Below are 17,703 nucleotides of genomic sequence, written 5' to 3'. Positions count from 1 at the left end.
AATGCTAGCGGCAGAACCTTTATTTGGCGATACCTTAACGGTTTTTAAACCAACTGTTTGCTCACAATTTACAGCGTAAAAAATTACGCTTATAGTCCGGGCAAATTTTTATGGAGAAACTCATTGGACACGCAAAGTAGTCAGTACCTCTCCACGGCAAATTAACGTCTCTCCGGTGTCGTTGTTTGCCGTTATCACGGCGGGCAATGTCATCACCCGATTTTTCGCTGATGCCACCCGTTTTAACTAAACCATCTCCAGGCGTACGACGCCCGGACTAGCAGGGTTGTTATCATGGCATGGTCTCCTTTTATCGCACATCTGGCGCTGGCCGTTCTGCTTGGCGCAATTATTGGTGCAGAGCGTCAATGGCGGCAGCGGATGGCGGGTCTGCGCACTAATGCGCTGGTCGCCACCGGCGCGGCAATTTTTATTTTAAGTTCGGTCAGTAGCGCAGTGGACAGTCCCGGACGCATTGCTGCGCAGGTGGTATCCGGTATTGGTTTCCTCGGCGCCGGCGTGATTATGCGCCAGGGGATGAGTATCAGCGGGCTGAATACCGCCGCGACCCTGTGGTGTTCGGCCGCCGTTGGCGTGCTGTGCGGACTGGGGCAATTTGCCAATGCCGCCGCGGCGACGCTGGTTCTGCTCTGCGCCAATATTTTGCTGCGCGAAGCCGCACAGCGCATCAACCTGCAACCAAAAGCGCCGGAAGTCGATGTCGAGCAGTGTTACCGCATTCAGATAACCTGCGGCGCTGAGGATGAAATTCTGGTGCGCACCCTGATTTTGCAGGCGATTAATGGGATGGCTTTACGTCTGCAATCGCTCTGTAGTGCGGATATTGCCCGCCCCGGCCAGCTGGAGGTTTGCGCCGATATTCTGGCGTTTCCCCATGCGCAGCGCGAACTGGAAAATATTGTGTGCCGTATTAGCCTGGAAAAAAGCGTTAGCGCAGTGCACTGGCGTGTGGCGCAGACCGCAGCATAACAGCTGTAGAGGCAGCCGCCCGTGCCAATGATTTGCACTGCGGCCGCCATCGGGGCGGGAGCCATTAATGGCTCCCCTACAGCAGGGGGCAGATATTCTTCTGTACGGGCGGCATTTATGCCGCCCGTATCAATAGGCCGTCATCGGGACGGGAGCCATAAATGGCTCCCCTACATCCAGGGGCAGATATTCTTCTGTAGGGGCGGCATTTATGCCGCCCGTGCCAATAGGCCGCCTTCGGGACGGGAGCCATTAATGGCTCCCCTACATCAGAGGGCAGATATTCTTCTGTACGGGCGGCATTTATGCCGCCCGTATCAATGGCTTGCACTGCTGCCGCCTTCGGGACGGGAGCCATTAATGGCTCCCCTACATCAGAGGGCAGATATTCTTCTGTAGGGGCGGTATTTATGCCGCCCGTGCCGATAATTTGCACCGGCCATATTAACGGCGCCAATGTCTGCTGCAGTTTCAGGCCAGAAGGACTACAGTAATGTCGTGTTAAATAACAGGACAATGGATATGCAGAGTTCAGTAACACCCGCCAATACCCCCCTGATTACCGAGTTTGCCCGCATCGTCGGTCGCAACCATCTGTTAACCGACCCACGTAAAACCGAACGCTACCGCAAAGGCTTCCGCTCGGGACAGGGTGAGGCGCTGGCGGTGATTTTCCCGGGTTCCTTATCGCAATTGTGGCAGGTGCTGAAAGCCGCCGTCGCCGCCGATAAAATTATTCTGATGCAGGCAGCCAATACCGGTCTGACAGAAGGTTCAACGCCGAACGGTAGTGACTATCAGCGCGAGATAGTGATTATCAGCACGCTGCGTATGGATAAAATTCAGTTAATCGACAATGGCAAACAGGTGCTGGCGTTCCCCGGCAGTACGCTCTATCAACTGGAAAAAGTACTGAAGCCGTTGGGGCGTGAGCCGCACTCCGTGATTGGTTCCTCCTGCATCGGCGCTTCGGTGATGGGCGGCATCTGTAATAACTCCGGCGGTTCACTGGTAAAACGTGGGCCGGCTTATACGGAAATGGCGCTGTATGCGCAGATCAATGCTCAGGGTGAACTGCAGCTGGTCAACCATCTGGGTATCGACCTTGGCGCCACGCCGGAACAGATCCTTGGCCGCCTGGATGATGAGAGCTGGCGCACCAGCGACGTCTTACATGACCAGCGCCACGCCTCAGACAGTGATTATGCTGAACGGGTACGCGATGTCGAGGCCGATACTCCGTCGCGCTTTAATGCCGACGCCCGCCGTCTGTTCGAAGCCTCCGGCTGTGCCGGTAAGCTGGCGGTGTTTGCCGTACGGCTGGATACCTTCGTCGCCGAAAGTGCGCAACAGGTATTCTATATCGGCAGCAACCATACCGACGTGCTCGACGATCTGCGTCGCCATATGCTGGCGAATTTCCGCAATCTGCCGGTGGCGGGTGAGTATATGCATCGCGATATCTTTGATATTGCCGAAGTGTATGGCAAAGATACCTTTGTGATGATCGACAAGCTGGGCACCGATAAAATGCCGCTGTTCTTTACGCTTAAGGGACGCGCTGATGCGCTGCTTAACCGCTTGTCATTTATTAAACCCAACGCCATCGATCGCCTGCTGCAGAAAATCAGCACGCTGCTGCCCTCCCATCTGCCAACACGGCTGAAACAGTATCGCGACCGCTTTGAACATCATCTGATGCTGAAGATGTCCGGTGAAGGTATTGCGGAGGCGCGCGCCTTTTTACAGACGTTCTTTAAACAGGCGGAGGGTGACTTTTTTGAATGCGATGCGAAGGAAGGGGCAAAAGCCTTTTTGCATCGTTTTGCGGCGGCTGGCGCTGCGGTTCGCTATCACGCCGTGCATCATAAAGAAGTCGAAGATATTCTGGCGCTGGATATCGCCCTGCGGCGCAACGATCGCCAGTGGTTTGAACAGCTGCCCGCGGAGTTTGATGATGCGCTGGTGCATCGCCTCTACTATGGACACTTCCTCTGCCATGTGTTCCATCAGGATTACATTGTGAAGAAAGGTGTTGATGCCCATGCGCTGAAGGAGAAAATGCTGGCGATACTGGCAGAACGCGGCGCGGAATACCCGGCGGAACATAATGTCGGTCATCTGTATAGCGCCAAACCGCAGCAAAAAGCCTTTTATCAGCAGTTAGATCCGACCAACAGCTTTAACCCGGGGATTGGCAAAACCACCAAAGCCAAAAACTGGGCTGACTGCGGCTGCGACGAGCAGCATCTGCATTGATATTGATCCCGGCTTAATCGCGATCCGCAAACCTCAGATTTGCGGATTTTTTGTTTCTGCAAAACAGGGGCATCTCCCTGCCCCACTGCTCAGCAGCTTTACTGCTCCGGTACCACCGGTGTCTCTTTGACCACCATATTGCCAGACTTGCTGCGCTCAATCACCATGGTCTGTGGTGCAGACAGCGTCACGCCCTCTTTGCGTAAGCGGGTAAGCATATCGAACAGCAGATCGCTTTTCACCCCGGCGACATGGCGCGGGCTGGCGACATTGCCGGTCACGCTCAGCACGATCCCGGCCGGGGTCAGATCCTTAAATGCCACCGACGGCTCCGGCAGCTCGAGGATACGCTCGTTATCGTTATACACATCGAGCAGCAGCTGGCGCACCAGCGCCGGGTCGATATCCAGCGGGAAAGTCAGGGTGATGGTCGCCACCCCTTGCGCATTCCCCATGGTGGCGTTGCGCACGTTCTGCGAAATCAGTTGTGAGTTGGGAACGATCACCGTCGATTTGTCACCCAGCTGAATTTCCGTGGCACGCACATTAATCCGGCGGATGTCCCCTTCGATACCGCTGATACTGACCAGATCGCCGACCTTAACCGGGCGCTCCGTCAGCAGAATCAGGCCGGAGATAAAGTTCTTCACAATCTCCTGTAAACCAAAACCGATACCAACCGACAACGCACTAACAATCCATGCCAGCTTGTTCCACTGCAGGCCCATAATCGACAGCGTCAGCAGAATAACCAGCACATAGCCGACATTGCTGAACAGTGTCACCAGCGACACGCGCATCCCGACGTCCATGGTGGTTTTGGGCAGGAAGTCTTTATCCAGCCAGCGCTTCACCGAACGCAGCACATAGATGCCGATCACCAGACACAGCAGCGCGTTGACCATATGCGCGGGCACAATATTCAGTGATTCCAGCCCTTTGCCGCCCCAGAACTCTACCGCTTTTTGCAGCAGTTCAATCGGCGTCGAGGTGCCAAGGGTGCCGTTCAGCAGCGACATGGCGGCGAACAAAATCAGCAGGGTCTTACCGATCGCCGAGAGCAGCGCCGCTGCCTGCGCCAGGTGACGTTCATCAAGATTTAATGAGCTCTGCAGCCGTCTGCCGGTAGGATGGTTGGTCGACAGCAGACTTTCACACACATCGGTGACCAGATGGCTGAGCAGATAGAACGAACCCAGCACAATGCCCATCCAAATCAATTCATAACTGAGGAAGCGCCCCAGCGTGACATAACCAATCACCAGCGAGGCGAGAATGGCAATGCCGGTGAGGGTAATCGCCATCTGGATCAGGCCGACCAGCGTTGAACGCGTTTCCGGCTGATTGCCGGCATGAATCATTTTGCGGCGCACCCGACTGGTACGGAAACTGATCGACAGCGCCGTGGCGCCTATCAGCAAGGCCGTCAGGCCGTTTGCCCAGATGGTGGTGCCGACACTGGTTCCGGCGCTGCTGTTAAACGACTCCAGCGTCTGAAAAACAAACACCAGCGAGGCGGTCAGTGGCGGGAAAGGTTTCAGCGCCGTCGCCACCTCATTGGAGATAGCCGGCAGTCGCCATGAAGGGCGACGGGTAGAGAGAAATGCCCGCCCCAGTCCGGCAACCAGGCCGCAAAACACGCTAAGCTGCACCAGCTTATCAACAAAAATCTGAACGTCGTCAGAGACCTCTTCGCGGCGGGTAAACGCCAGGTCGATAAAATTAAACGCCAGTACCACTGCCAGCAGGGTGCTCAGCGCAATCGTGGCCGCGAGAAAACTGCGGCGCAACCGCCCTTCCGGCATTTTATGGATGCTGATCCAGGCAAAAAACTCTTCCGAATAGCGGCGGCCAAGGGTCGCAATCAGTATCGCGGCCAGCACCCAGACCACGGTGCCGAAGCGCCAGCCTGACTCCCACGACAGCGCGGCGGTTTCTGCTAACTCATCGGCAAAATCGCTGATCTTTTCACCGTCCAGATTTTTGTCGCCAAACAGCGGCGCCCAGAAACGCGCACCAAAAATACTGCCGGAGTTAAGGGCCAGCTGGGTTTTCAACGCATCACGCCGCAGGTTGATAATTTGCGCCGAAAGGTTTTGCGCGCCGCTTTTTATTGTCTCCGCCTGCTTGATTTGATCGTCCAGCTTGCTCTTCTGATTTTCCAGCGTGCTGCGCTTGCGCGTCACTTCCGGCGTCTCTTTCACCGTGCTTTCCGGCGCCGGCGCCGGGCCGAGCACCGCCAGCTGCGATACCAGCTGCGCGCGCTGTGGGATCAGCGCCTGGCCAAGGGTATCTGCATTACCGGAAAGTTCGATCGCCAGATCATTAAGCTGGCCGAGTTTGCCGTCGTTAGTTTCGCCGGAAACCTGCCCTTTAATCTTGTCGAGGATCTTCTGCATTTTCGGCAGTTCAACCGAGGCATTGACCTTAGGTGCCGCATCACCTTCTGCGCCCGGCGGAGTATCTCCATCGGCCGCCATACTGAGCACTGGCGTCAGCGTAATCAGCGCCAGTAAACAAACACGAAAAAAAGTTAACAACGTTGACATAGGAAGAGCGATCCATACGGTTATCGATGGCTGGCACGGCGACAAGGCCGCGGCGATTCAGCAGGTTAGTGTATGCTTTTACAACGGCCTTAACTATAGGATTTATGGTCAAATCAGGGGACTGTCGCCCTCGATTTTTCGCCGGGCGCAGCAGCAGTCGACCGGGTCGGGATGGGGAGACGGTTGCCAGCGAATCAACGACTCTGCGCGCATCGGCGCAGAGCCGCGGATCACTACTCCGTCACGCTGTCGTCGCTGGCCGCATTACTGGCGGTTTGTGCCGCTTTCTGTTTTTTATAACTCAGCGCCGCCGCCGGAATCGCGGTGGTTTTGCCGGTTTCCATCCAGCTGCGCAGACGGCTGGCATCGGCAAAATGGGTGTATTTACCAAAGGCATCCAGTACCACCAGCGCCACCGGACGCTGTTTGATGGTGGTACGCATCACCAGGCAGTGCCCCGCCTGATTGGTAAAACCGGTTTTCGTCAGCTGAATATTCCAGTCCGGCTTATACACCAGATGGTTAGTATTACGGAATGGCAGGGTATAGTTCGGGCTGCTAAAGCTCGCCATATCCTCATGGGTGGTACTTAACTGCCCAATAAGTGGATAATTTTTGGTGGCAATCAGCAGCTTCGTCAGATCGCGCGCCGTCGAGACATTCTGAATCGACAGACCGGTCGGCTCAACGTAACGGGTATTGGTCATACCGAGCGCCCGCGCTTTGGCATTCATGGCGCGGATAAACGCATCATAGCCCCCCGGATAATGGTGCGCCAGACTGGCTGCCGCGCGATTTTCCGATGACATCAGCGCCAGCAGCAGCATATCTTTGCGGCTGATAACGCTGTTCAGGCGGACGCGTGAATAGATGCCGCGCATCTCAGCGGTCTGGCTGATATCGACTTTTAACTTCTCATCCAGCGGCAGATGCGCATCCAGCACCACCATCGCGGTCATCAGTTTGGTAATGGAGGCAATCGGGCGCACCAGATCAGGATGGCTGGCATAGATCACTTTATTGGTATTTAAATCGATCACCATGGCACTACCGGAAGCAATTTCCGGCTGTGACTGTGCCGAAATAGCAGAACTGGCGACCGCCTGGTTCAGTATGGCCTGACCAGAAAAAAGAATAGCTAAACTCAACAGTGAATAACGGATTTTTGCAGGCATCGTGTGAAAACTTAAGCGGGTTGATGTTTAACTGTGCAGCGCACAGGCCGCCATCCGCGAAAGTGAGGCCATACGGGGGCTGGCCGGAGCATCATACTCCGCCGATTCAGTAAATTCCTACTGGAGATTCGTTTCCGGGCGTAAACAAACTGCAGCGGCAACCGGTGCCGCTGCAGCCTCAGACCGCCGGACTCAGAACATCAGATAACCGTAACCCCAGATCACCACCGTCAGGGCCAGTAATACCTCAAATACCAGAATACCGATCGCCAGCGTTGAACCGGAGAAGCGCAGACTCTCTTCACGGTCGATATTCAGGAACAGCGGAATGCCGACATACAGCAGATAACCGGTGTAAACCATCGCCAGCGCCCCCACCAGCAGACAGAGCCACACCAGCGGATAAAGCGCTACCAGTCCGCTTAAAAACAGCGGCGTGGCGACATAACCGGCAAATACGGTACAGCGTTGCAGGCTGGGGCGTTGCGGATAGTTGCGCGCCATCCAGTGAATCACCCGGCCCATTACCGCTACTCCTCCCAGAATCAGCAGATAAAACAGCAACGCTAAGGTAATGGCGGTGAAGGTTGTCAGTTGCACCAACCGTCCGGCACCAAGATCCCATCCCAGCTGCGTGGTACCGATAAACGCGCAGATCACCGGGATCGCCGCCATAATCAGTACATGGTGGGTGTAGTGGTACGAGACGCTCTCGTTTTCTTGCTTAATATTGCGCATTTCCCGGTTGGGATGCGCCATCAGTCCCCAGACATGATTCATAAAATCACTCCTCTGAAACGACTAACCGCCAGCGGCGGATTCAGCAGTAAGTATAATTGCCGTTAGCACTTTTAGCTGTCTCAGCGCACATTTTTCCAGCAACTCAGCGCCGCCGTGGCGGAAAAAAGCTAAATCTGGCGTTTTTTGCCCGGACAAGCCACATCCGGGTATAAAATTAACCGTTCACTCTGCAATCACGGGAAGGTAAGTTTTGCCGATCGACGTAAATGGACTGATTTCACACTATGGTTACTGGGCACTGTTAGTCGGTTGCCTGGCCGAAGGAGAAACCTTCACCCTGCTCGGCGGCGTGGCGGCGCACGAGGGGCTGCTGCACTATGGCTGGGTGGTACTGGTGGCGGCGCTGGGCGGCACGCTGGGCGATCAGGCGCTGTTCTTTATTGGCCGCTACTATGGCCACAACATCCTGAAGCGTTTTCGTAAGCATCAGGATAAAATCACCAAAGCCAATAAGCTGATCCGCAAGCGCCCGACGTTATTTGTGATTGGCGTGCGCTTTATGTACGGCTTGCGGTTGATAGGCCCGATAATCATTGGCGCCAGCCGCTTAAAACCCGCCAAATTCTTTCTGTTAAATGTGATTGGCGCGCTGATCTGGTCGTTGATTTTTGTCACCCTCGGCTATCTCGGCGGCGAGGTGATTGCGCCATGGTTGCATCAGCTCGACCGGCACTTAAAACCGCTGCTGTGGCTGCTGGCAGCGATCGCGCTGGCCTGGGGGCTGCGACTGGCAGTACGCCACTGGTCGAATAAGCGCGACCCTTAGCGGCGGCGACAGCGTATGGCGCATGCCGTGTCTGCCATACGCTGTCATATAACGCGGGAAATTAAATACCAGCCGGAACACTCTGCCGTAATAAAGTACCTGCTGGTGCTAATTAAACACAGCGCGCGCCGGATAATACGGCGCGATCGGGTTATTGCTGCCGCCAGGCAAAAAAAATAATCTTATATAAAACAGCCAATAATCCATTCATTCCCTGTTTCGCGCAAAAAAAACGCCACTGAACCGCCGTCTGGCACATTGATTGCCTTATCCCTAAGGTGATTATTTTTATTTCATGTCGTTCAGAGGGTATATTTAATATGACACGCAAATTAGCGATCTATGGCAAGGGTGGTATCGGTAAATCGACCACCACACAAAATACTGCCGCCGCACTGGCCTTTTTTCATGGTAAAAAAGTATTTATCCACGGTTGCGATCCCAAAGCGGATTCAACCCGCCTGATCCTCGGTGGTAAACCGCAGCAAACGCTGATGGATGTATTACGCGACCAGGGGGCTGAAAAAATCACTAATGATATGGTGGTCAAAAAAGGGGTATTTGATATTCACTGCGTCGAGTCCGGTGGTCCGGAACCAGGGGTTGGCTGTGCGGGTCGTGGGGTTATTACCGCCATCGATTTAATGGAAAATAATAAAGCCTATAGTGAAGATCTGGATTTTATTTTTTTCGATGTTTTAGGTGATGTGGTTTGCGGCGGTTTTGCCATGCCGATTCGCGATGGCAAAGCACAGGAAGTGTATATTGTCGCCTCTGGCGAAATGATGGCAATTTACGCCGCCAATAATATCTGCAAAGGATTAGTCAAATACGCGAAACAAAGCGGCGTACGTCTTGGCGGTATCATCTGTAACAGTCGCAATGTGGATGGTGAAAAAGAATTCCTCGAAGAGTTTACCGCCGCTATCGGTACTCATATGATCCATTTTGTCCCGCGCGATAATATTGTGCAGAAGGCGGAGTTCAATAAAAAAACCGTTACCGAATTTGATCCGCAAGCCAATCAGGCAAGAGAATACAGCGAGTTAGGGCGAAAAATTATCGACAATACCAACTTTGTCATCCCTCATCCGCTGACGATGGATCAACTGGAAGCCATGGTAGTGAAATACGGTCTCTCTGACTAAATACTAGCGATTGAGATAAGGAATAAACCATGCCTTACCATGAGTTTGACTGCAGCAAATGTATCCCGGAACGAAAGCAACACGCGGTTGAAAAAGGTCCTGATGAGGATATTACCTCCGCGCTGCCGCTGGGGTATTTAAATACCATTCCGGGCACCATTTCCGAACGCGGGTGCGCTTATTGTGGCGCCAAGCATGTTATCGGCACCCCGATGAAAGACGTTATCCATATCAGCCATGGTCCGGTCGGCTGCACCTATGATACCTGGCAGACCAAACGTTATATCAGTGATAATGATAACTTTCAGTTAAAATACACCTTCGCTACAGATATGAAGGAAAAACATATCGTCTTTGGCGCCGAAGGGGTGTTAAAGAAAAATATCAATGAAGCCTTTGATGCCCACCCTGAAATTAAGCGTATGACCATCTATCAAACCTGTGCCTCGGCACTTATTGGTGATGATCTGAATGCGGTAGCCCAGGATGTGATGGATGAACGGCCTGATGTTGATATTTTTGTCTGCAACTCGCCGGGTTTTGCCGGCCCCAGTCAGTCGGCAGGTCACCATAAGATCAATATTGCCTGGATTAACCAAAAGGTCGGCACGGTAGAACCTAAAATTACCAGCGATCATGTCATTAACTATGTTGGTGAATATAATATCCAGGGCGATCAGGAGATTATGGTCGACTATTTTAAACGTATGGGAATTCAGGTGCTCTCTACCTTTACCGGTAATGGCTCCTATGATGATCTGCGTTCAATGCAGGGAGCCCATCTGAATGTGCTGGAGTGCGCCCGCTCGGCAGAATATATCTGCAATGAGTTGCGCGCCCGCTACGGCATTCCGCGACTGGATATCGACGGTTTTGGTTTTGAACCGCTGGCTGACTCGCTGCGTAAAATCGGCATGTTTTTCGGCATTGAAGATCGCGCCCAGGCGATTATCGATGAAGAAGTGGCACGCTGGAAACCGGAGCTGGACTGGTACACCCAACGCCTGAAAGGCAAAAAAGTCTGTCTGTGGCCGGGCGGGTCGAAACTCTGGCACTGGGCGCATGTGATTCATGCGGAGATGGGGCTGGAAGTGGTGTCGGTCTATACCAAATTCGGTCATCAGGGGGATATGGAAAAAGGCATTGCCCGTTGCGAACCCGGCGCGCTGGCGATTGACGATCCCAATGAGCTCGAGACCCTCGAAGCGATGTACAAACTGAAGCCGGACGTCATCTTTACCGGAAAAAGACCGGGTGAAGTGGCGAAGAAAATCCGGGTGCCCTATCTCAATGCGCATGCCTATCACAATGGCCCTTATAAAGGCTTCGAAGGCTGGGTGCGTTTTGCCCGTGACATCTATAACGCCATCTATTCCCCGATCCATCAGCTGGCAATGCTCGACATCAGTCAGCATCCAATCCCGGTAGATAAAGGCTTTGTCACCGCCAGGATGCTCTCGGATGCCAATCTCAGCCCTGAGATCACCACCTCGGAAGCGATGCGTGAATATAGCGGCGGTTTTGACAGTGTTGCCAAACTGCGTGAACGGGAATATCCACACTTCACGCGGCAGAACAGCGACAGCGCAGTAGCAGAGGAGGAGAAGTCATGACCACGCCAGATCAATCGCCGGTGGAGCTGATGGTGGACTACATCATGAAAAACTGCCTCTGGCAATTTCACTCGCGCAAATGGGACCGGGAAAAGCAGAACGCCAGTATTCTCGGCAAAGTGCAGCAAATTTTATGTGACGAACCGGTTGATCTCTCGACGCCCGCCGATCGCTGCTACTGGGTCGATGCTGTGGTGCTGGCGGATGCTTACAAAGCGCGTTTTGCCTGGTTACAGGGGATGGAACACGCCGCAATACGCAGTCTGATACAGGCGCTGCATCAGCGTATCGATTATCTGACCATCAGCGCTTCGCTGAATGCCGAACTCACCGATCAACGTTATTAAAGGGGCCGGATATGTCTTGTGAATTAAAAGTGAAAGATCGCGCCGGGGTGATTAATCCGATCTTTACCTGTCAGCCGGCCGGGGCGCAGTACGCCAGCATTGGCGTGAAGGATTGTATCGGTATTGTGCACGGCGGACAGGGGTGCGTCATGTTCGTACGCCTGCTGATCTCCCAGCACTTAAAAGAGAGTTTTGAGATTGCCTCCTCGTCGGTACATGAGGATGGCGCGGTATTCGGCGCCCTGGATCGGGTCGAAACGGCGGTAGACGTGCTGCTGATGCGCTATCCCCATGTCAGGGTGGTGCCGATTATCACCACCTGTTCAACCGAGGTTATCGGCGATGATGTCGACGGGGTGGTACGAAAACTCAACGAAGGTTTGCTGAAAGAGAAATTTCCCGGCCGCGAAGTGCATCTGATCCCCATTCATACCCCCAGTTTCGTCGGCAGTATGGTGACCGGTTACGATCTGACGGTACGGGAGTTTGTGAAATACTTCGCGCAAAAAACCGTGCCTAACGGCAAGATCAATCTGCTGACCGGCTGGGCTAATCCGGGCGATGTCACCGCCCTGAAGCATTTGCTGGCAGAAATGCAGGTGGATGCCACGGTACTGTTTGAAATCGAAGATTTTGACTCTCCGCTAATGCCATCAGGCAACACGGTTTCACATGGCGGCACCACCATTGAAGATTTGACCGGTACCGCCAATGCTATCGGCACGCTGGCGCTGAACCGCTATGAAGGCGCAAAAGCGGCGCGTTATCTGGAAGAGACCTTTCATATACCGACCATTATTGGCCCTTCGCCAATTGGTATTCGTAACACCGATACTCTGCTGCAAAATCTGCAACAGCTGACCGGTAAACCGATCCCGGCATCGCTGGTACGTCAGCGGGGTATTGCGCTGGATGCGCTAACCGACCTGGTCCATATGTTCCTCGCCGACAAAAAAGTCGCTATTTACGGCAACCCGGATCTGGTGATCGGCCTGGCCGAGTTCTGCCTCGATCTGGAGATGAAGCCGGTGCTGCTGCTATTGGGGGATGACAATGCCGGTTATGAGAATGATCCGCGTATCACCAGCCTGCAGCAAAATGTGCAGCACAAGATGGAGATCATCACCAATGCCGACCTGTGGGAACTGGAAGATCGGATTACCAACCAGCATCTGGAGCTGGATCTGATCCTCGGTCACTCAAAAGGGCGATTCACGGCGATTGACAATAAGATCCCGATGGTCCGGGTGGGATTCCCGACTTATGACCGCGCCGGATTATATCGTCACCCGGTGGTGGGCTATGCCGGCGCCATCTGGCTGGCCGAGCAGATGGCCAACGCTCTGTTTACCGATATGGAATACAAGAAAAATAAAGAGTGGCTGCTGAACGTCTGGTAACGCTGGCGTAGCCGGTGTACCGGCTACGCCATGCGCCCGGTAACCGGGGATCACCCCGGTTTATCAACCCGTTCAGGAGCAGAAAATGTCAACACAGCTATTTGAAAGCGATGAAAAAAAATTTGCGCGCTGCTACCAGCAAGCCCGGGGCTATCACCGGCGGGCGGAGTTATTTGCCGGGCAGCAGCAGTCGACCAGCCTGGTGTTTAATGTCGCGGCAATCGCCGTTGAATGCTATCTGATAGCACTCTGCGCACGCCACGCCACCATGCCGTTTAACCATAACTATGCCAGCCTGCTCTCCTCTGTCGAAGAGGTGATGCCGCTGGACCCGGCGCTAAGCGCCGGGATCCGCGCGCTGGATAATATCTTTGGCATCTGTTCATTAGATGACTATCACCATGGGACGCCGGGGACGGCAGATAAAGAGTCGATTCTCTCTATTTGCGCGCGGCTTGCCGCCCTGACCCGGTCGCTGGTGCCAGATGAAGAGTGATTTTGGAGGATTAGCCCGTGTCCAGTGAGAAAACCATGCCGCCAGGCCATCCCCATGGCGCAATGCGCCGGGATGAAAGGGAAATCACCGATCCACAGCAGATAGAACAGATTATCAGGGCGGGCAAAGTCATGTATCTGGCTTTATCCAGCGATAATGTCCCTTTTCTGGTGCCGGTGTTTTATGCCTGGGATGGCCAGGCTCTCTATTTCCATTCGGCCAGAAGTGGAACCAAGATCAATATCTTAAAGAAAAATAATCAGGTCTGTTTCGCCATCTCCCTCGATCATGGAGTGATTGAAGATCAGCAGATCTGTGACTTTGAAGCACGTCATCGAACGGTGATCGGGTTGGGTGAAGCTGAATTTATTGAGGATATGGCGGAAAAAATCGCGGTACTGGATCGCATTGTCGCTGGCTTTAGCGCGAAAACCTTCCAGTACCCGGAAGCAAATCTGAAAGCGACCCTGGTGACCAGGATTAACATCCTGTCGATGAAAGGGAAGTCCCACGGTTTTTAACGCTGCCAGCCAGCATACAGGAGGCGCCGATGGAAATAGCGGTCTTTATCAATCTGCAGGGAGAGATTGCCACCCTGTTTGAAACCGGCAATCTTATGCTGTTTGCGCGCCGTGAGCGGCGCTGGCAAGTGGTGAAGACACTTCCTGTCCAGCTGGCGCCGCAGCCAGGCTTAGCCGAGATCCGCCAGCAAACCTGGCGGCTGCGCTCGGCAATACCCGATTGCCGGCATCTGCTGGTAAACCGCATGCAGGGAGCGCAAATTGCCTGGCTGGATGGTCTTGGCGTACAGATCTGGCAGGCGCAGGGCAATCTACAGGCCCTGCCTTACTGGCTGGATGCCATCCGCCAGCAGGCTGCCGATCGGCCAGCGGATCCGCTGGCGTCATTTTCGGCAAAATTTATGACCGCAGGCGCGCAACCCGGGGAGTTTGAGATCGATTTAATCGCCGCGCTCAACAGTGATCGCGCACTGACATCAAAACAGCTGCTGCTGCCTGTATTGACTGGTCGCGCTTTCCACCAGCTTAATGTCGTCTGCGATCATCTGCCAAAGTGGTTCGCCCGTGAGCTTCCGGCCTTACAGCTGCAGGTACGCAGCGAGATTAATGCCAGAGGCCAGCTCTGTGCGGTAGTTTCACCACTGGCGCCCCTCGCCGCTTCCTGATTGCCGGCCTTCAAGAGTGTTCCACAATGAACAACCTGACTCATCTTTGTTCTTTTGGGTACAAAATAATCTGCCGCGTGCGCAGGTGTCAGATTATTTTAATTTAAATCAAAGGGTTAAATCACCCCTCCGGCAGACCATTCTGGCTCTGTTCTTGCAAACGATGTTACTGCAATACCCACTTAGCAAAGGGATAAGGCGGTCGTTTCTGCCCCTCCTTGCGTCAGCGCTGGCATCCCCTGGCATCAATCATGTCGCACCTGGAGAAGATGAAAATGCCTCACCGTTATAAGAATGAAAATAAAGCTGATTTCGACCATGGTCTGTTTGAGCCGCTCTCATTTACCTGCCGCTTAGGAGAGTGTCGCTCCGAACTGCTGCCGCTGTTATCTGAAGTCAGCAAAGTGGTGAGTCACGAAGGCTCTCTGTCCAAGACCCTAAAACTGGTACTGGAGCTGACACAAAAGCATCTGCAGGTCACCCGGGCAATCATCTCGTTATATGATGCCAGTTGCGATCAGATTTTTATTCATGAGAGCTTTGGCTTATCGCCGGAGGAGGCCGAAAAAGGCGTTTACTATCTGGGTGAGGGCATCACCGGCAAAGTGGTTGAAACCCGGCAGCCGATTATTGTGCCACTGATTGCCGATAGCCCGCAGTTTCTCAACCGCACCGGCAGTTGGGACAAAACCCGCGACCGGCATCTCTCCTTTATCTGTGTCCCCATTGTTCGCGGCTTAAAAGTGATGGGCACCATCAGTATTGAGCGCCTGTACAATAATGACCAGTTACTGTATCTCGATCTGGAAGTATTGCGCATTATCGCCACCACCATTGCCCAGGCCGTAGAGCTGTATCTGCTGGAAAGCGCCCATAAAAAAGCGCTGCGCGAACAGGACCATCGCGAAAAAACCCTGTTGTCGGAAAAATTCAAACCACGCGACATTATTGGTAATTCCCGCGCCATGCAGATGGTGTATCGCCTGATCGAAAAGGTCAGTGGCGCGCGCACCACCGTTCTGATCCTCGGTGAGAGCGGCGTCGGCAAGGAGCGCGTCGCCAGCACCATTCACTACCATAGCCACTGCGCCCAGGGCCCCTTCGTCAAATTCAACTGCGCTTCCCTGCCGGAAAGCGTTATGGAAAGCGAGTTATTTGGGCATGAACGCGGCGCCTTTACCGGGGCCATCTCACGCCGGGTCGGCCGTTTCGAAGAGGCCAACGGCGGCACAATCTTTCTCGATGAAGTCGGTGAACTCTCTCCGTCCGCGCAAGCCAAGCTACTGCGGGTTCTCCAGGAACGCTGCTTTGAACGCGTCGGCAGTAATGAAACCATTAAGGTCAATGTCCGCATTATTGCCGCGACCCATCGCGATCTGCGCGAAATGGTCGCCAGCGGTACCTTCCGTGAAGATCTGTTTTATCGCCTGAATGTGTTTCCCCTGACCGTTCCCCCGCTGCGCGAACGCGGTAACGACATCCTGATCCTTGCCGATCACTTTAACTCCTGGTTTGCCCGTGAGCAGCATGTCGATGTGCCCACCCTCTCCACTCCGGCATTAAACCTGCTGCTCAGCTATGACTGGCCGGGAAACGTGCGCGAACTGGAGAATATGATGGAGCGTGCGGTGCTGTTAGCCGAAGAGGGATTTATTCACAGTTATCATCTGCCGATCAATTTACCGCCGCTGTCTGGCGTGGATAGCGAAGCGATGACCGGTCTGGAAGCCCGGCTGGCGAAGATCGAGTACGACATTATCGTCGAATCCCTGATGCGCCATCGTGGCAATATCTCGAAAACCGCCGCCCAACTGGGCACCACCCGGCGCGCCCTCGGGCTACGGATGGCCAAATATCAGCTGGACTATAAACGCTATCGCAGCGAAGGAAATTAACCGATGGCAAGAGATAAACCGGCCTGGTCGGAACATGATGTTAACCAGATTGTGGCCCATTCGCCGGCGATGAAGCAGGTGATGGCAAACACCGCACGTCTCGCCCCTGCTACTTCGCCGGTGTTGCTGCGTGGCGAGCCGGGTAGCGGAAAAGAGGGGATCGCCCGCGCCATCCATGCACAGTCAGCGCACGCTGCCGGCCCGTTTATTAAATGGAGCTGTGACTACGCCGCCAGTGAGCAAACTCTGCTGGCCCTGTTACAGCAGCATCGTGATGCCACCTGTGCCAGCCATCAGCGGCACGGCACGCTGTTTCTCAGTGAGATTGGTCACTTTACGCTGCCGATGCAAAAGTGTCTGCTGCACCTGGTGCAGGAAGAGCAGTACCGTTCACTGGATGGCAGCAGTTTACTGCCCTGCAGCCTGCGTATTGTCTGTGCGACGGAAAAAAACCTCGAACAGCGTGTCGCGGCAGAAAGCTTCCTGCCAGAGCTCTATTACCGGCTGCATGTGGCTACCATTATCCTGCCGTCCTTGCAGGAGCGTCGGGAAGATATTCCGCAACTGGTGGCCAACTTTTTTACCCGTTTTAACCGCAGTAATAACCTCAGTCTGTCCATCAGCAATGCTGCGCTGGCTCCGCTCGCCACCTGTCAGTGGCCGGCAAATGTCAGAGATCTGGAAAACTGCCTCGAATATGCGGTGCTGAATCGGCAGAAAGATGAGATCGATCGGCTCCCCTGTCAGGCAGATCAATGTCTGCGTCAGCAGCTGAATTTTAAAGTCAGTCACTATAGCCGCCAGGCTAACCCGCCGGCCGCCTCGCTGCCACAGGTCTTTCTGCCGATTTCCACCACCAGCAATGGCTACGATCGCCATGATGAGATACGTCACCGTTTTATTAGCGCACTGGAGAAAAGTGGCTGGGTAAAAGCAAAAGCCGCGCGCCTGCTAAATATCACTCCACGTCAGCTGTATTACGCGCTGGAAAAACTGCAGATCGAGGTAAAGAAGTTTTAACCATGACAGTGACAATGTCAGCGTACTGACAAGTTGCCAACAAATATGTGCCGAAGCA

General features: G+C 54.0%; 15 protein-coding genes. 12 read left to right on the top strand and 3 right to left on the bottom strand.

Translation table 11 applies throughout. The features are described from left to right. Positions 1 to 294 precede the first annotated feature (294 nt). Positions 295 to 990 (top strand): MgtC family protein, encoded by a 696-nt coding sequence (locus JWF83_RS12750; RefSeq protein WP_413650585.1) that lies wholly within the window; start codon positions 295 to 297, stop codon positions 988 to 990. Positions 991 to 1,512: 522 nt separating this feature from the next. Then, complete coding sequence (dld, locus tag JWF83_RS12745) at positions 1,513 to 3,249, top strand: D-lactate dehydrogenase (RefSeq protein ID WP_413650584.1); 1,737 nt, start codon at positions 1,513 to 1,515, stop codon at positions 3,247 to 3,249. A 98-nt stretch (positions 3,250 to 3,347) separates the two neighbouring features. Here dld and JWF83_RS12740 read toward each other — a convergent pair whose 3' ends face one another. The 3 genes from JWF83_RS12740 to JWF83_RS12730 form a co-directional block, all read right to left on the bottom strand. Next, positions 3,348 to 5,798 carry a DUF3772 domain-containing protein gene (locus JWF83_RS12740; RefSeq protein WP_413650583.1) on the bottom strand — a complete coding sequence of 817 codons (2,451 nt, stop codon included), beginning with the start codon at positions 5,796 to 5,798 and terminating at the stop codon, positions 3,348 to 3,350. 233 nt (positions 5,799 to 6,031) lie between these two features. Then, entirely contained in the window at positions 6,032 to 6,973 is a 942-nt protein-coding gene (gene pbpG / locus JWF83_RS12735; RefSeq protein ID WP_413650582.1) for a D-alanyl-D-alanine endopeptidase, read from the bottom strand. A gap of 192 nt (positions 6,974 to 7,165) precedes the next feature. Next, on the bottom strand, positions 7,166 to 7,753 hold the full coding sequence (locus JWF83_RS12730) for a Yip1 family protein (RefSeq protein WP_413650581.1): 588 nt from the start codon (positions 7,751 to 7,753) through the stop codon (positions 7,166 to 7,168). A 211-nt stretch (positions 7,754 to 7,964) separates the two neighbouring features. On the opposite strand from JWF83_RS12730, the gene JWF83_RS12725 reads away from it, so the two are divergent. The 10 genes from JWF83_RS12725 (at position 7,965) to JWF83_RS12680 (ending at position 17,645) form a co-directional block, all read left to right on the top strand. Next, complete coding sequence (locus tag JWF83_RS12725) at positions 7,965 to 8,540, top strand: DedA family protein (RefSeq protein ID WP_413650580.1); 576 nt, start codon at positions 7,965 to 7,967, stop codon at positions 8,538 to 8,540. 320 nt (positions 8,541 to 8,860) lie between these two features. Next, positions 8,861 to 9,688 (top strand): nitrogenase iron protein, encoded by an 828-nt coding sequence (nifH, locus tag JWF83_RS12720; RefSeq protein ID WP_413650579.1) that lies wholly within the window; start codon positions 8,861 to 8,863, stop codon positions 9,686 to 9,688. A 29-nt stretch (positions 9,689 to 9,717) separates the two neighbouring features. Then, positions 9,718 to 11,301 (top strand): nitrogenase iron-iron protein, alpha chain, encoded by a 1,584-nt coding sequence (anfD, locus tag JWF83_RS12715; protein ID WP_413650578.1) that lies wholly within the window; start codon positions 9,718 to 9,720, stop codon positions 11,299 to 11,301. Continuing rightward, positions 11,298 to 11,648 carry a Fe-only nitrogenase subunit delta gene (anfG, locus tag JWF83_RS12710; RefSeq protein WP_413650577.1) on the top strand — a complete coding sequence of 117 codons (351 nt, stop codon included), beginning with the start codon at positions 11,298 to 11,300 and terminating at the stop codon, positions 11,646 to 11,648. The genes anfD and anfG overlap by 4 nt, the downstream gene beginning before the upstream one ends. Before the next feature lie 11 nt (positions 11,649 to 11,659). After that, positions 11,660 to 13,048 carry a Fe-only nitrogenase subunit beta gene (gene anfK, locus JWF83_RS12705; RefSeq protein WP_413650576.1) on the top strand — a complete coding sequence of 463 codons (1,389 nt, stop codon included), beginning with the start codon at positions 11,660 to 11,662 and terminating at the stop codon, positions 13,046 to 13,048. A gap of 85 nt (positions 13,049 to 13,133) precedes the next feature. Continuing rightward, on the top strand, positions 13,134 to 13,544 hold the full coding sequence (locus JWF83_RS12700) for a hypothetical protein (RefSeq protein WP_413650575.1): 411 nt from the start codon (positions 13,134 to 13,136) through the stop codon (positions 13,542 to 13,544). Positions 13,545 to 13,561: 17 nt separating this feature from the next. Continuing rightward, complete coding sequence (locus JWF83_RS12695; protein WP_413650574.1) at positions 13,562 to 14,065, top strand: pyridoxamine 5'-phosphate oxidase family protein; 504 nt, start codon at positions 13,562 to 13,564, stop codon at positions 14,063 to 14,065. A gap of 29 nt (positions 14,066 to 14,094) precedes the next feature. Continuing rightward, positions 14,095 to 14,730, top strand: coding sequence for a Fe-only nitrogenase accessory AnfO family protein (locus tag JWF83_RS12690; RefSeq protein ID WP_413650573.1), 636 nt, complete (start codon positions 14,095 to 14,097; stop codon positions 14,728 to 14,730). Between the two features lie 275 nt (positions 14,731 to 15,005). Continuing rightward, positions 15,006 to 16,625, top strand: a complete 1,620-nt coding sequence (locus tag JWF83_RS12685; protein WP_413650572.1) for a sigma-54 interaction domain-containing protein — start codon at positions 15,006 to 15,008, stop codon at positions 16,623 to 16,625. Between the two features lie 3 nt (positions 16,626 to 16,628). Further along, positions 16,629 to 17,645 (top strand): sigma 54-interacting transcriptional regulator, encoded by a 1,017-nt coding sequence (locus JWF83_RS12680; protein WP_413650571.1) that lies wholly within the window; start codon positions 16,629 to 16,631, stop codon positions 17,643 to 17,645. Positions 17,646 to 17,703 lie beyond the last annotated feature (58 nt).

Origin of the sequence: Pantoea sp. B65, from assembly GCF_047308185.1 — a bacterium.
In the GTDB taxonomy this organism is placed as follows: Bacteria; Pseudomonadota; Gammaproteobacteria; order Enterobacterales; family Enterobacteriaceae; genus Erwinia.
The sequence above is the reverse complement of the archived record's forward strand: the minus strand, read 5'-3'. Positions and strand labels throughout refer to the sequence as shown.